At 57.6% G+C, this 14964-nt stretch carries 14 protein-coding genes; 7 read left to right on the plus strand and 7 right to left on the minus strand.

The genetic code is table 11. From position 1 onward, the window contains the following. Positions 1-13: 13 nt before the first annotated feature. The 7 genes from hemW to LAP85_05635 all read right to left on the minus strand — a co-directional run bounded on the left by hemW (position 14) and on the right by LAP85_05635 (position 5339). Positions 14-1171, minus strand: coding sequence for a radical SAM family heme chaperone HemW (hemW, locus tag LAP85_05605; protein ID MBZ5495858.1), 1158 nt, complete (start codon positions 1169-1171; stop codon positions 14-16). Between the two features lie 36 nt (positions 1172-1207). Continuing rightward, positions 1208-1816, minus strand: a complete 609-nt coding sequence (locus LAP85_05610) for an isochorismatase family protein (GenBank protein MBZ5495859.1) — start codon at positions 1814-1816, stop codon at positions 1208-1210. Between the two features lie 117 nt (positions 1817-1933). Continuing rightward, positions 1934-2623, minus strand: a complete 690-nt coding sequence (radC, locus tag LAP85_05615) for a DNA repair protein RadC (protein ID MBZ5495860.1) — start codon at positions 2621-2623, stop codon at positions 1934-1936. Positions 2624-2699: 76 nt separating this feature from the next. Further along, positions 2700-3443, minus strand: coding sequence for a 3-oxoacyl-[acyl-carrier-protein] reductase (gene fabG, locus LAP85_05620; GenBank protein ID MBZ5495861.1), 744 nt, complete (start codon positions 3441-3443; stop codon positions 2700-2702). A 126-nt stretch (positions 3444-3569) separates the two neighbouring features. After that, positions 3570-4628, minus strand: coding sequence for a 3-isopropylmalate dehydrogenase (locus tag LAP85_05625; GenBank protein MBZ5495862.1), 1059 nt, complete (start codon positions 4626-4628; stop codon positions 3570-3572). 127 nt (positions 4629-4755) lie between these two features. Continuing rightward, positions 4756-4929, minus strand: a complete 174-nt coding sequence (locus LAP85_05630; GenBank protein MBZ5495863.1) for a hypothetical protein — start codon at positions 4927-4929, stop codon at positions 4756-4758. Beyond that, positions 4926-5339, minus strand: a complete 414-nt coding sequence (locus LAP85_05635; GenBank protein MBZ5495864.1) for a hypothetical protein — start codon at positions 5337-5339, stop codon at positions 4926-4928. Before LAP85_05635 ends, LAP85_05630 begins: the two co-directional genes overlap by 4 nt. 146 nt (positions 5340-5485) lie before the next feature. On the opposite strand from LAP85_05635, the gene LAP85_05640 reads away from it, so the two are divergent. The 7 genes from LAP85_05640 to LAP85_05670 all read left to right on the plus strand — a co-directional run bounded on the left by LAP85_05640 (position 5486) and on the right by LAP85_05670 (position 14878). Then, positions 5486-6613, plus strand: a complete 1128-nt coding sequence (locus LAP85_05640; GenBank protein MBZ5495865.1) for a PilT/PilU family type 4a pilus ATPase — start codon at positions 5486-5488, stop codon at positions 6611-6613. Positions 6614-6639: 26 nt separating this feature from the next. Beyond that, entirely contained in the window at positions 6640-7110 is a 471-nt protein-coding gene (locus tag LAP85_05645) for a recombination regulator RecX (protein ID MBZ5495866.1), read from the plus strand. 1 nt (position 7111) lies between these two features. Next, positions 7112-9754 carry an alanine--tRNA ligase gene (gene alaS, locus LAP85_05650; protein ID MBZ5495867.1) on the plus strand — a complete coding sequence of 881 codons (2643 nt, stop codon included), beginning with the start codon at positions 7112-7114 and terminating at the stop codon, positions 9752-9754. A 129-nt stretch (positions 9755-9883) separates the two neighbouring features. After that, on the plus strand, positions 9884-10786 hold the full coding sequence (locus LAP85_05655; protein ID MBZ5495868.1) for a lytic transglycosylase domain-containing protein: 903 nt from the start codon (positions 9884-9886) through the stop codon (positions 10784-10786). A 95-nt stretch (positions 10787-10881) separates the two neighbouring features. Next, a complete protein-coding gene (locus LAP85_05660) occupies positions 10882-13116 on the plus strand; it encodes an N-acetylmuramoyl-L-alanine amidase (GenBank protein ID MBZ5495869.1) in 2235 nt (744 codons plus the stop codon). A gap of 15 nt (positions 13117-13131) precedes the next feature. Continuing rightward, on the plus strand, positions 13132-14214 hold the full coding sequence (locus LAP85_05665; GenBank protein ID MBZ5495870.1) for a hypothetical protein: 1083 nt from the start codon (positions 13132-13134) through the stop codon (positions 14212-14214). Further along, a complete protein-coding gene (locus LAP85_05670) occupies positions 14204-14878 on the plus strand; it encodes a Crp/Fnr family transcriptional regulator (GenBank protein ID MBZ5495871.1) in 675 nt (224 codons plus the stop codon). The genes LAP85_05665 and LAP85_05670 overlap by 11 nt, the downstream gene beginning before the upstream one ends. Positions 14879-14964 lie beyond the last annotated feature (86 nt).

A 14964-nucleotide genomic window follows, 5' to 3' on the forward strand; every position in this document is an offset into this window, starting at 1 on the left:
TTTTCCCCCGCAGCTAGCCTTCATGCGGACTCCGTTCCCCCACAAACTTCTGGAAGACTTCGTTGGACAAGAGCATGCCGCGGCGTGTCAGCCGCACAACCGTGTCGTGCCACTCCAGCAATCCTGCACCCGCCATATCCCTCAAAGTGGCTTCGCACATTGCCAGCTGTTCCGTCCTGAAGTTGCGGCGCACTCGAGCCCAATCCAATCCACGTCTCAGACGCAAGCCCAGAAAGATCGTTTCCTCCAGATCTCGGGCCGGGTCTGCCGGCTCACGCCACTGCACGGGTGATTGTCCTCCCTCGACGGCGCTCAGATAGTCGCTCAGGTCGGCCACATTGGCATATCGTGCCACCCCGTCATGTGAGTGCGCCGCCACCCCAAAAGCCAGAACCGGTTCGCGGCGCCAGTATTTCAGATTGTGCCGGCATTCGCAACCCGGGAGGGCAAAATTGCTGATCTCGTATTGAGGGTATCCCCGGCTCTCGAGGAAATCGATGGCCCACAGATACCGGTCGGCGACCGTGTCCTCGTCCGGCATCCAGGTGCGGCCCGCGGCCACGGAGTCATAGAGAGGCACCTTCGGATCCAGTTCCAGCATGTAAAGGGAGAGATGGGACGGCGCCAGCGCGACCGCACGCTCCAGGCTGGCCCGCCATTGGATCTCCGTTTGCCCAGGCAAGCCGATGATAAGATCGAGATTCAGATTATGAAATCCGCAGGCTTTCAGAAGCGCGCAGGACTTGCCGATCTGTCCGGCCTTGTGAATGCGACCGATGGCGGCGAGTTCCTGATCGGAGAAACTCTGGGCTCCTATGGAGATGCGATTTATGCCCAGCGAACGGTAGCAGCCCAGCTTTTCTGCGGTCAGCGTGCCGGGGTTCGCCTCCAGCGAGAATTCGCATTCCGGCGAGACATCGAAAATACTGCGGCAGGTCCCCAGGATGCCGGCAACGTATCCCGCAGGCAGAAGGCTTGGCGTGCCACCGCCGAAGTAGACGGTGTCGACCGCACAATTTGACGCACAGCTTTTGCCGAAAGCCTCCAACTCACGCACCACCGCGCGCCAGTACCTCTGGGCAAGCAGCTCATCCCATGGCCTGGAAACGAAGCAGCAATAGCTGCATTTTGACACGCAGAACGGGATATGGATGTAGATGCCGGTGCTCATAGGAAACGCGTTGCCGCAGCGCCTGTCCTGCTCACTTCATCCCTCGGTCAGCGCACTCAGCAGAATCTCCAGCGCGATGAACTCAACGCCGGCACTGCGCATCGCGGCCTCCGATCCGGCAGCCTGTCGTGGTTCGAGCGCCAGGGTGGCATTCTGAATCAGGGCCGTTTTGATGCCCAGGCGACGCAACCCGAGCGCCGCCAGTTTGACCGCAGACTCGGTGGGTACACCAAAAAGGATCGCGTGCGGCGGCAGCACCCGCAGCAGTTTCTCGACTGCAGGGTTGCTGAAAACATCAAACTCCTGCTTCTCGACAATGATCTGTTGATGTTTGCGCACCAGGTCCGCAAAGCTGCGATCCACGGGCTTATTTTCAAGGACGAGCGGATGGCGCAGAAGCGTGTCGTCAATCTTGCGCTGGCCGTCGGTCCCGCGAACACAATAGGGCGGGGATGTGGCAAATTCTGGATCATGAGGATCACGGACAGTCACTGAGGAAATGATGCTCACGGCGTTGGTCTTTGCAAAATCGAAGAGCCGGCGCAGCTTGGGAATCAGCCGCTCTGCTCCGGGCACATGCATGCAGCCGTCGGAGAGCATCAAATCCCGCTGCGTGTCTACATCCATAAAGAAGATCGCTTTCATTGGCTGCCCGTGGTTCCAGATAAGATTCTATCACAGGCAGAGGGGGCGCGCCGATGGAGCCGCATGGGGCCGGGATCGGTCTCAGGATCGCCATCCCACTCGAAGCAGTTGCCGCTTTTACTCGATGGAATCCTGAAGCTGGCCGGCGTCGGCAAAGCTGAAGTAATCGTCGTGTCCCAGAATGATGTGATCCAGGACGCGAATCCCCAGGATCTTTCCGGCGCGAGATAAACGCTGGGTGCATTCCCGGTCCTCCCGGCTGGGGGCAGGGTCGCCGGAGGGATGGTTGTGCAGGAATATCAGGGCGGCGGTGCTGTCGCGGACCGCGGCCGAAAAGACCTCCCGCGGGTGCACCACGGATGTGCTCAGGCTCCCGACCGAGACCAGGACCTCACGAATCAACTGGTTTTTGGAATTGAGGTGCAACGACACGAAATACTCCCGTGTTGCCGCAAAGAATTGCGCCCGATAACGAAGAAACAGATCCCGGCTGTTTGAGAAACGCTGCCCCGCCTTCAAGGGCGCGGAGCACAACTGCCGCCCCAGCGAAAGCGCAGCCCTGAGAGCCACTGCCTGCCGCGTGGACACCTTCCCGCCGTGGCGGATTTCTTCCATGGAAGCCATTGTCAAGGCGGCGGGGGTGCCGAAGTGCCGCAAAAGCCTTCGCGATGATGCCTCGGCGGCGGCGCTGTTGCGTCCGTGACCCAGGATGGCAGAAAGGAGCGTCAGAGTTTCCTCCCGATCCGCATGCGCAGTCACTTGCTGCTCCAGCACCTGGTCTGCGCAGGACACCGTTGTTTCGTCCAACCTCTTTTCCCTCCCTCCAGTCTAACGGTGCAGCCGGAAGAAGTGCCAACATTTTTTGAGGGACGATTCACGACTGTCAGATTGCGAGGCCGCCGTCGACCTGGATGACCTGCCCGGTGATGTAGCGGGCAGTGTCAGAAAGCAGGAAGGCCGCGATGCGAGCAATCTCCTCCGTCGTGCCGAAACGTCCGAGCGGAATCGCCTGAAGCATTCTGGCCTTGTATTCCTCGGGCAAAGATCCGGTCATGTCGGTCGCAATCAGACCAAGCGCCAGGGCGTTCACGGTGATGTTGCGGCCGGCAACTTCCTTTGCCAGCGCCTTGGTGAAACCGATGATGCCCGCTTTGGACGCCGCATAATTGGTCTGGCCAGGCATCCCGACGATCCCGCTGATTGAGGTGATGTTGAGGATCGCCCCCGAGCGCGCCCGGATCATGCCGCTGACGACAAGTTTGGAGAAGTTGAAGATTCCCTTCAGATTTGTGGCCAAAACCTCATCCCAATCGCGCTCGCTCATCGCCAGAAGCAGCTTATCGCGAATGATGCCGGCGTTGTTGACCAGGCAGTCAATCCGTCCGAACTGCTTCTTTGCGCTCGCGACCATGGTTTCCACAGCAGCATAATCGGTGACATCGACCGGATAAGCCGTTGCCTTGCGCCCCAACGCAGTCAGTTCGTTGAGGAGACTCTCGGCGTGCTCCGCGCTGTGCGCGTAATTGAACGCAACATCACACCCCTGCCGGGCCAGTTCCAGGCAGATGGCGCGGCCGATTCCCCGGCCGCCGCCCGTGACCATAGCCGTCTTGCCGGAAAATGTCATAGTCATTGCAAAATCATCGCCGCCGAAAAAACTCAACGCAGAAGGCGCGGAGAATTGAGATGTTTTAAGAATGTTGTGCTTTGCGGCCTCGGCGCACTCTGCATTGAGATTTATTGCTCCGGAAAGCTAAGCAAGCTGCTTGATCCGACGGCAGACTGCCGCCCCGACTTCCCTGGTTCCCAGCTTGCCGCCCAGATCATCCGTGCATTCGCAGGCCCTGACACACTCCTGAACGGCGGTTTCGATCACGCCCGCTTCAGCATCCCAGCCCAAATGGGCAAGCATCATCTGGGTCGACATGATTGCTCCCATCGGATTGGCGACATTCCTGCCGGCATATCTGGGTGCGGAACCATGGACCGGCTCGAACATGCATACGGTTCCGGGCCGTATGTTGCCTGAGGCGGCCATGCCGATCCCTCCCTGCAACTCGGCACCCAGATCGGTGATGATATCGCCGAACATATTGCTCGTGACGATGACCTGAAATCGCGAAGGATCCTTGATCAGCATCATGGCAAGAGCGTCAATGTACATGTGCTCCGGCTCAATCTCCGGATAACGCTGCGAGACATCATGGAAAGTCCGTTGCCACAGGTCGCCGCCGAAACGCAGAGCATTGCTCTTGTCGGACATCGTCACTCTTTTCAAGCGGTGTTTGACGGCAAAAGAGAATGCTGCTTCCAGAATCCGTTCCACGCCTTTCCGTGTCGAAATACTCTCCTGGATCGCCACCTCATCCGCGGTCCCTCTCTTGAATATGCCTCCAATGCCGACGTAGAGGTCCTCGGTGTTCTCGCGGAAGACCGTGAAGTTTATGTCGGCCTCGGTGGCGTTTTTCAGTGGGGTCAGGTGACGATCCAATAGTTTGACGGGGCGTATGTTGGCGTACAGATCGAGTCCGAACCGGATACCGAATAGAATGTCGATGGCATGCTTGTTATCGGGAACACGCGGATCTCCGAGCGCTCCCATCAAAATGGCATCGAACTCGGAACGGAAGCGATCCAGAGCATCGCCGGGCAGGGACACGCCCTCCTTAAGGTAGCGCTCCGCTCCGTAGTCGAATTCTATGGGTCGGATTTCCTTGCCGCTGCCGGCGGCCACGGTCGACAGAACGTTTAAGGCCTCGCGGATAACCTCGGGCCCGATTCCATCCCCGGGGATTACAGCAATTCTCATCATGGAAATACCGAGATCTTGCTGCCGCCAGTCAAACTTCGCAGCACCCAACCTGCTTCATTGCTGCATTCAACGCGACTCTTATGAAACAACCCCTGAGCGGTCTACCTTCATCGCATGCCAACAGGGCTCAGAAGGGGAACGGGTACATGATCCAGCCAACCAGGATCGAGAGGAGAACGAATGAGCCAAAAAGGTAAAGGAAGTATCTGCCTCGCTCTTTTGCACCGCTCTTGGCAATGAAGGTGAATACCACCGAAACCAGGGCACTGAATGTGACCAAGAGGAGGAAATGGTTGTTCATTGCTTCCTCCCCTGGGCAATATCGAATGCGTCGACTACTACGAGCATGTTCAGCAAGCCGGCGGTGTAGACAAAGACATTAGCAAAATCGAACGTATATACCGCGGGATCACCCACGCCGAGACCACGAAGCCAGCATAGCCAATACAGCAAGCCATTCCCCGCCTCGGCGATAAATTTGAGCGTGGAAAAAAGATCCGAGAAATCGGGATTATAAAGTCTCCCATTCAAGTAAAGTCCCAGGGCAAACATCAGGCTGATGCTGCCCATGAAGACCAGTGCCCGGTCCCACTTGCGCAGTATTGCGTGCCCAAGCCCCGGCACCAGCGCTCCGGCCACGCAGGCCACGAGTGTTTTCAGAATTCCGGCTTCTGCCGGCAGGGCCTCCACCCTCTGAGGAAATGATTCCATGTCTTCCATGTTCATAGGTCACAAATGTTACGGAAAGCTTGTGTTACAGTCAAGGGAAAGGCTTGGCGTCGAAGGGATTCGGCTTGACACCCGTAAGCGCCGCACATAACATGGCCTTGCCGTCGGCCCTTTTCGCGAGGATCCTCATGAATCTTGACACTCTCCTGCGTACAATGGTTTCCAAAGGTGCGTCTGACTTACACTTAAAGGTCGGTGCGTTCCCCCATGTGCGCATCGCCGGCGAACTCTTGCCTCTCGGAGAGTTCGGCAAAGTCACCAAGGAAGACAGCCTCATGATGGCCTTCTCCATCATGACCAACAAGCAGAAACAGCGCTTCCGGGACAACGCTGAGATCGACCTTGGTTATGGACTGAAGGGACATGGGCGCTTTCGTGTCAATGTCTTTCAGCAACGCGGCACAGTTTCGATTGCGATCCGCGCCGTTCCGGTCAGCATCCTGGGCTTCGAGGACCTTTTTCTGCCCAAGGTTCTGGAGAAAATCTCCAAGGAGCCGCGCGGTCTGGTGCTGGTGACCGGCACCACCGGAAGCGGCAAATCGACCAGCATCGCCGCCATGCTCAACTACATCAACGAGCAGATGACGCGTCATATCATCACAATCGAAGATCCCATCGAGTTTCAGCACAACGATCGGCTCAGCATTTTCAGCCAGCGTGAAATATCGGTAGATGCGTCGAGCTTTAGCGATGCGCTGCGCAGCGCCCTGCGGCAGGACCCGGATGTGATCCTGGTCGGCGAGATGCGCGACCTGGAAACGATCGAAACTGCCCTGCTCGCAGCTGAGACCGGCCACCTCGTCTTCAGCACGCTGCACACCGTGGACGCCCTGGAAACGATCAACCGCATCATCGCCGTCTTCCCTTCCCAGCAACAGCGCCAAATCCGGCTGCAGCTCGGCATGGTACTGCGAGCCGTGGTCTCCATGCGCCTGATGCGGCGGTCAGACACGCGCGGCCGCGTTCCCGCCATCGAGGTCATGATCGTCACTGAGTACATACGGAATTGCATCCTCGATCCTGAAAAAACACGGCTGATTCGCCAGGCCATCGCGGCGGGAACCTCCCAGTATGGGATGCAAACCTTTGACCAATCCATCCACGAACACTACAAAGCGGGCCGGATCACCTACGAGGATGCGCTCAACTACGCCACCAACCCGGATGAATTCAAACTCCGCGTCCAGGGGATCTACACCACCAAAGACGCCGCTATCGAAGCAATGGAAAGCGAGCTCTCGGGTCACAGCTCGTAATGGAGCCCCAGTCGAACAAAAGACTGATGCAAAAGGCGGGCTCCCTGCTTGCCCGGCGCTCTTACAGCCGCGGCGAGCTTTGCACCAAACTGGCCTCGTTCGGGGAACCACTGGCAATCGAGACAGTTCTTGACCGCCTGGAGCAGCTCAACCTTCTCAACGATGTGGATTATGCATATAATCTTGCCAGCCGTTGGACCAGGCAGGATGGTTGGGGTCCTATCAAGGTGCGCCACCTGCTGATGCGCCGCAAGGTGCCCGGTCCGGTGATCGAGGCTGCCATAGACCGGGTTCATCATGAGATCAGCGACACCGGTGCGCTGGAAGCCTACCTTGACCGGCGCGGCCGGACCCATCCTCTGCCGGAGGACTGCAAGGGTATCCACAAGCTTATCCTGAGCTTGCGGCGCCGCGGCTTCCCCCAGGAGGCAATCTGGAGCGCTCTTCGGCAGAAGGTCCGGGCGTCCGTATGGCAGGAACTTGATACAGGAGAATAATTTGCCCAGCAGCGACCAGATCCGGGAGACCTTCCTTAAATTCTTCGAGCATAACGGCCACAAGATCGTCCGGAGTGCATCCCTCATCCCTTATAACGATCCTACGCTCTTGTTTACCAACGCCGGCATGAACCAGTTCAAGGACCTCTTCCTCGGTAACGAGAAGCGGCCCTACGGCCGGGCGACCAGCAGCCAGAAATGCATGCGGGTGAGCGGCAAGCACAATGATTTCAAGGATGTCGGGCATTCGACCCGTCACCACACGTTTTTTGAGATGCTCGGTAATTTTTCGTTCGGCGACTACTTCAAAGCCGAGGCGATCCGTTACGCCTGGGATCTGGTTACTCGCGATTATGGCCTGGATCAACGGAGACTGTGGGTCACAGTCTTTCGCGAGGACGATGCGGCCTGGGAGTTCTGGCATAGGGATGTCGGGGTGCCGGCAGAAAAGATCTTCCGGCTGGGGGAAGCCGACAACTTCTGGGCTATGGGCGATACCGGGCCTTGCGGCCCCTGTTCGGAGATTCATTACGATTTCGGTAGGAGTCCACTGCCCAATCATGAGCAATGCGATCTCACCTGCTCGTGCGGGCGCTGGGTGGAAGTTTGGAACTTGGTTTTCATGCAGTACAACCGTAATGCCTCTGGTGCTCTCTCCGGGCTTCCTTCCCCATCCATTGACACCGGCATGGGACTGGAACGGATCACCACCATTATTCAGGGCAAAGCCTCAAACTACGACACCGATCTGTTCCGGCCGTTGCTGGATGAAATCTCCACCATCGCCAATCTAGAATATGGCGAGAATCCCAACGATGACATCTCCATGCGTATCATCGCCGATCACGCCCGTGCCGCAACTTTCGTCGTCGCCGACGGTCAATACCCCGGAAACGATAAGCGTGGTTACGTTTTGCGTAAGATCATGCGGCGCGCAATCGTGCATGGGAAGAAGCTGAAAATTGACGGATCCTTTCTTTACCGCATCGCTGGAACGGTCGTCGGGATCATGAAAGATGCCTATCCCGAACTTGTCGGCGCGCGCGAGACCATCGCCCGCGTGATCAAGCAGGAGGAGGAGTCGTTTGCAGACACGCTTGAACAGGGTCTGAAGGACTTCAACGATCGGGTGAACAAACTTGAGGCGGACGGCGCACGGACTCTTCCCGGCGAGGTAGCCTTCTTCCTGTATGATACGCGCGGGCTGCCGCTTGAAATAATTGAAGATCTCGCTCAGGAGAGAGGCTTGACCGTAGACGAGGCCGGCTTTGTGGCAGCACTCGAAGGGCAACGTGAGCGCTCACGCCAGGACTATCATGCCGGAAAGATCCGCGAACAGGTCGCACGCACCGTTTTCCAGGGCAAGACCGCCTTTGTCGGATATGACTACATTGCTCCAGAAACAGCGAAGGTCGTCGCAATCCTGGTCGACGGCGAACCCACCGATGCGATCAATGCCGGACAGAGCGGAGAGATTGTCCTGGATCATACTCCTTTCTATGCCGAGGCAGGTGGACAAGTGGGAGATACCGGCGCATTGACGCGGAATGGAAACAACGCCCGGGTCACTACCACCCTGTATCGCGGGACAACCATAACCCATGTGGTCGAGATGCTGGAAGGCAGCCTTCAGACCGGGGACACGGTGCAAGCCGAGGTCGATATCGAAAAGCGCAGGCTGACAATGAAGAACCATACCGCAACGCATCTCCTTCAGGCGGCGCTTCGCCAGATCCTGGGCCCCCACGTAAAGCAGGCAGGCTCTCTGGTAGCTCCTGACCGGCTCAGGTTTGACTTCACTCATTTTGCTCCCTTGAGCGCGGCAGAGATCGAAAAAATCGAAGACGAGGTAAATGAACAGATCTGGCGGGACATACCCTTGAAAACCACCATCATGGAACTCGAGCAGGCCATGCAGTCGGGCGCGGTCGCCTTGTTCGGCGAAAAATACCAGGATCGTGTCAGGGTTGTTGAGGTTCCGGGCTACAGCAAGGAACTCTGCGGCGGCACTCACGTCCCTTCCACGGGTGTCATCGGGCTTTTTAAGATCGTTGCCGAGGGCGGCATCGCTGCCGGCATACGCCGCCTCGAAGCGCTCACAGGCCGTTCGGCATTGGATCGCTTCCGCGCCGACGAAACCGTGCTCGAATATGTTCAAGTTCAACATAAGGTATCTTCACGGGATATCGCATCATTCATTGATAAATTGCACGGACAGATCAGGGATCTGCAGCGCCAGGTCGGAGAGTTGAAGCTGCAGATTGTACGTACCAGTCTTGCAGATTTGCTGGCGCAGGCGCGCGAGATCCGAGGCATCAGGGTTCTGGCGCACGTTTTGCCCAAGATCGACCGTCCCAGTATGCGCACGTTCGCAGATGAGCTGAAACACAAGTTGGGCTCGGGGATCATCATCCTCGGCACGCCGCTCGATGGCAAAGCAGCTCTGGTGGTTATGGTTAGCAATGATCTTGCCCAGCGAATTCCCGCCGGCAAAATAATCCGTGAGATTGCTCCTATGGTCGGTGGGTCCGGCGGCGGAAAACCAGAATTGGCCGAAGCTGGAGGTAAAGATTGTTCCAGGCTGGCCGATGCGATAGAGAGAAGCTATGCTGTGGTAGAGGCGCTTCTTGGAAGTAGGGAATAGATGGTACGGAGCTGCCGATGAGGGCAGGCAGGCCCGCCCTCCAGAGATGGCTCATGGCAAAGAAATTAGACTTTTTGCATCCCCTCGACGTCCTTAATCCGTGGTTCAGGTGCATCTAGAGGGGTATCTATGGCTAAAGCAATGCGATTACGGTATTTCTTCGCCCTCACAGCAGCGTTGATCGTCTGCGGATCTCCGATTTGCGCGCAGGTTTATTCGTACCTGGATGCCAATGGAGTTCGCATCCTCACCAATACCCCACCTGCAGGTCCGGTTTTGGATCTGAGAGTAAACGGGGCGCCGCCGCCCGCGCCTGCCCCAGCTAAAACGAGCAGCACGACGGTCTCGAAGGCATCCGGTAACGCTGCCAAGGGGAATAGCAGCCGAGCCGCCACCAATGCCGCGCCGGCGAAGCCGTCCGGCGAGCTTGGTACCGCCCAGGCAGCTTCGTCTTCGCCGTCGGCCGGCCCATCGCAGGAAGACGCGACCGGCTACGATGCGTTCATAGATAAGTACGCGGGTGAATATGAGGTGGACCCGAAGCTGATCCACTCGATGATTGCGACGGAGTCGGGATACAACTCCAGAGCCGTCTCTCCCAAGGGCGCGCAGGGCCTGATGCAGCTGATGCCCGATACCGCGTCCCGCCTGGGAGTGCACAACCCGTTTGATCCGGAAGAGAATATTTCAGGCGGCGTCAAGTACATGCGCATCCTGCTCGACATGTTTTCATACAATCCTGAGGATAAGCTGATACTAAGCCTTGCAGCTTACAATGCTGGAGAGAACCTCGTACAACGTTTGGGTAGAGTCCCTGCGATTCGGGAGACTAACGAATACGTACAGAGCATCCTTCAACGTTATGGCAAGAGGAATATGGATGCGGTAACTCCTTCCGCACCAACCGTTGTCCGGCCTGTGACTTTTCGTTATATCGATGAGAAAGGCGTCCTGGTCTTAACAAACTACCCCCCGGTGCAAAGATCCGGGAATGCCGGCTCAAATGGAGGCTCAAACTCGAACTTTCGCTGACCTCTTCGTTGCGCCTTCTGCAACTACCTTAGTTTTCAATAGGTTCGCCCAAGTTTTGCTTGACACCGGTTTCCGGGGGGCCTAGAATACGGCCTATGATCCTAGCCCAGAACGGGTTGCGACGAAATCGCAACACCCCTCGCCGGCTGGCTATCGGGATCGCTTTCATCCTGAGTTCAGCCGTTGCTGTGCTCTGCTCGGATTGGGACCTTGAGGGTGCCAAGCTCGCTTGGGCAGAGGCAACACGCCTGCACGAAGCTCTTTCCAGCGCATCCAAACCGTCACGTGAAAATTACCTCAAGTGCATTCGGACCTACCAGCAGGTTTACTTCAAAGATCCTCATTACAGTGCCAGCGATGATGCCGTTTTCGAGGCGGCCAGACTCTACCAAGAAATGGGCGAGAAATTCGGCGATTTGAACTACTTCAGGGATGCCGCGAAACTCTACCGTTTCTTGACTACTGATTACGAGGTCAGCCCGTTCTGCCCGGATGCGCTGTTGCGTCTGGGGATGATCAGCGAAGGCCTTCTTGGCGACGATCAGGCCGCTCAGAGCGCCTATGAGAAGCTGCGCAAATACTACAAGTACTCGCCGGCAGCGGCATCACTCGCAGCGAGGGCCAGGAGCAAGGAAGTCAAGCCTCCGCAGTTGTCGATCCCCGCACCGGCCGTGACCACGACGCTTCCGGCAAGACCGACTGCCGCGCCGTCGGCGACCACGACGCCTGCTGCGAAGCAGACCGCTGCCCCGGTCAAGAGTCCAGACGGCCCCACCGCCGTCAGGAACATAAGTTTCTCATCCAACAAAGATTACACGAGGGTGAGCATTGTCTCGGGTGGCGAACTCCATTACAACTGGAGCCAGCTGTCGAATCCTGAGCGCGTCTATTTCGACATCACCAATGCCAGACTGGATTCCAGCCTGACGAACAGGACCTTCACAATCTCTGACAAGTTCGTCAAACAGGTGCGTGTCGCACAGAATCGGGTTGACGTCATCCGCGTGGTTCTTGACTTGGCCACCACCGGCGACTATGCGGTCAGGGACGTAAGCGAGGCATTCGGAATCACCATCGACATTGGTACCAAGGGAGTCGTGACGCCGCCGGTGCCGCTTCAAAAGCCCTCCTCCCACGCGGCAATTGCGGTCCAGCCACAGCCTCCCACGGTATCAGCGGAAGCGAAAGCCCCTCCATTGTCGCCGAAGCCCAAGCAGGAGATTCTGGCGCCCGCCGAGACACGCAATGTCGGCCTCCCGCTAAAGAACGGCTTGGAGCCGAAGCCATCTGCCGAGAAATCCATGGCAGCAGAGAAGCCTGGTAAAGAGGCGCCGCCTGCTCCTGTTGTGGCACCAAGAGGGACCGCGAACGCTCCGCCATCTCCAGTTGCCAAGGAATCAGCTAGGGGGGGCACACCGCCACTTCCGCAGCCGGGGAAAGACGCCCTGCCCCCGGCCGCGCCGGCACCCAAAGAGGCTGCGAACCCTTCCTCAGCCACAACTGCAAAGGAAGTGACCAAGGCCAGCATTCCACCGGTTCCCGTCTCTCTGGAGCCCGTTCCCATGCCGAAAACAGCCCTCCCTACCAGCGCGGGAGATCGCACCATGACGCGCATGCTCGGCCTGAAGATCGGTCGTATTGTTCTGGATCCGGGCCACGGCGGTCATGATACGGGCACAGTCGGCCCCGGCGGCCTCATGGAAAAAGATCTGGTTCTGCAGGTAGCCAAGGAGTTGCAGAAACTCCTGGAGGACAAACTGGGAGCACAGGTGATCCTGACGCGCACCGATGACACCTTCATTTCGCTGGAGGAGCGCACGCTGATTGCAAACCAGCAGCAGGCGGATCTGTTTGTTTCTATTCATGCCAATTCCAGCCCCGCGCGCAATGTCAGCGGCGTGGAGACCTACTTCCTGGACTTTGCGCGCACGGATACAGCTCGGGAAGTAGCGGCCCGGGAAAATGCGACGAGCGACCGCAACATAAGGGATCTGCAGGACTTGGTTCAGAAGATTGCCCTGGCCGACAAGCAGAAGGAATCCAGGGAACTGGCGTCGATCATTCAAAAGAACCTGTTCAGCGGGGCGCGAAAGATAATACCTGCATCTCAAAATCGCGGCGTGCGCAGCGCTCCTTTTGTCGTCCTCATCGGAGCACACATGCCGTCAGTCCTGGCCGAGGTTTCCTTTCTCAGCAATCCTACTGATGAAAGACTGCTCAAAAAAGAGGTCAGCAGGCAGTCTCTTGCTACCGCCTTATTTCATGGCATCGAAGGATACATGAAGTCACTCGGAAGCGCCGTAGCCCAAAATCACTTTCATTCAAATTAGATGAGATTATCCATTTTGTTTCTACCCCTCGCAGTCCTGACCGGCGTCCTAGCCGCTCCATCTCTTTGCGCCCAGACTCAATTGGTAAGCAGCGACCATTTCCCTGCAGCTCTGGAGTTCAAGGAGCTCAAGGCCATCCAGGAGGACAAGGATGTGGCGGATCTTGCTGCGCTGGCGAAACTCGAGCAAGGGCCGGTCTACGTCGAAGCGGGCCTGAATCGTTATGCGAAACGCACTTACGCTCTCGCCGATTCGGGCAATCTGGCTGTCGAAATCATGACGATGGCGGACCCCAGGGGAGCCTTTTCTTTGCTTACCCTTCTGGCCAAACCCCAGGTTCGACCCGGGCCGCCGGGCGACTTTTTCACCTCCGACTCCGGCACGCTGCTCGTTGCGGTGGGCAACTATTGCGTTCGCATCCGCTCCAATTCCCCCGGGGACCTGCCGCGGCGTGTGGCTACGTCGGTAGCGAACCGCATCGGCCGTCATGAACCGAACGCGCCAAACCTGATCCGGCATTTCCCGACCAAGATCTGCGATCTCTCGTCGATCCGCTATTTTCTGGGATCCGAGGCTATGGCTACCTTCGGCACATCGGTGGCCGGCACGCCCCTGAAAATTCCAGCCGATGTGGAGGCCGCGCAGGCGCTTTGCGCCGCACAGGGGCAAACCGGCACGCTCACGCTGCTGAGCTTTCCAACGATTCAAATCGCGGAGGACTATTTCAACTCGAGCGCTATCTCCGACAGGGGAGGCCCGAGGATTGCCAGCCTTTACACCCGGCAGACGGGCCCATTGGTGTGCATACTAGAAGGAAACTTTATTCCTCAGACTGCCGATGAGACCTTGGGGTCCATTAAGTTTTCTTATGCCATCAAATGGATCTTTGACAAGAGCAGACAGCAAGGCCGTACGATCTGGGGTGTGCCGGTCAGGATTTTAGGCACGGTCGTGCGCTCGCTGCTGTTCACTGTGCTCCTCTGCCTGGCGTCGATCATAGCTGGGATTTTGATAGCCGCAGGGCGTGTGTACGTGCGCCGGCGTTGGGGCCGCCCGGATGATGACGGCTACATCAGGCTGAAAATCAATGAAGATTGATTTGATTCGCCGCGTTCCTATTTTCGCCACCTTGACTGAGGATGAGTTCAAGAGCATCGAGCCCATCTTCCAGGTCAAGACCTACCGAAAGACCCAAATCATCTTTCTCGAAGAGGAAACCGGCAACTACATGTACATCGTCCTGGCAGGAAAGGTGAAGGTCACAAAGACCACCGCCGGGGGCAAAGAAACCATCCTGGCTATTCACCAGGTCGGGGATTTCTTCGGTGAAATGGCGCTCCTCGACGGCAAGACCTCGCCCGCTACCGTTTCGGCGATGGAGGACTGCAGGATTGCCGCAATTCACCACAATGACTTTCAGCGCCAGCTGATGAGCAACGCAAAGGTAGTGCGCCAGATCATCCAGGTGCTGTGCTCCCGTCTCCGTCAGGTGTGGGCGCAGGTCCAGGAATTGAGTTACAGCACGGCCGACGATCGCATCCGGGCCGGGATTCTTAACCTGTCCAGGAAGCACGGGGTCCAGGACGCCCGGGGGATCATCATCGACCTCAAGATTACGCACCAGGAGTTGGCCGAGTTGGTAGGCACTTCACGGGAAACCGTGACACGCACACTCGCCAAGCTGCAGAAGAAAGGGGTTCTCAGCCTCGAGAACCGCCGTATTATCCTCCTCAAGCCCAAAGAACTGATGTCGGCGAACTGACCTAAGCAAGACGTGAATCGCAACCCAGAGTGCGCTGAGAGAAAAAGCGTGCAAACACATCAGTGCTCAGCGCCCTCTCCGGTGAC

The sequence above is a fragment of the Terriglobia bacterium genome, from assembly GCA_020072565.1.
Lineage (GTDB): Bacteria > Acidobacteriota > UBA6911 > UBA6911 > UBA6911 > JAFNAG01.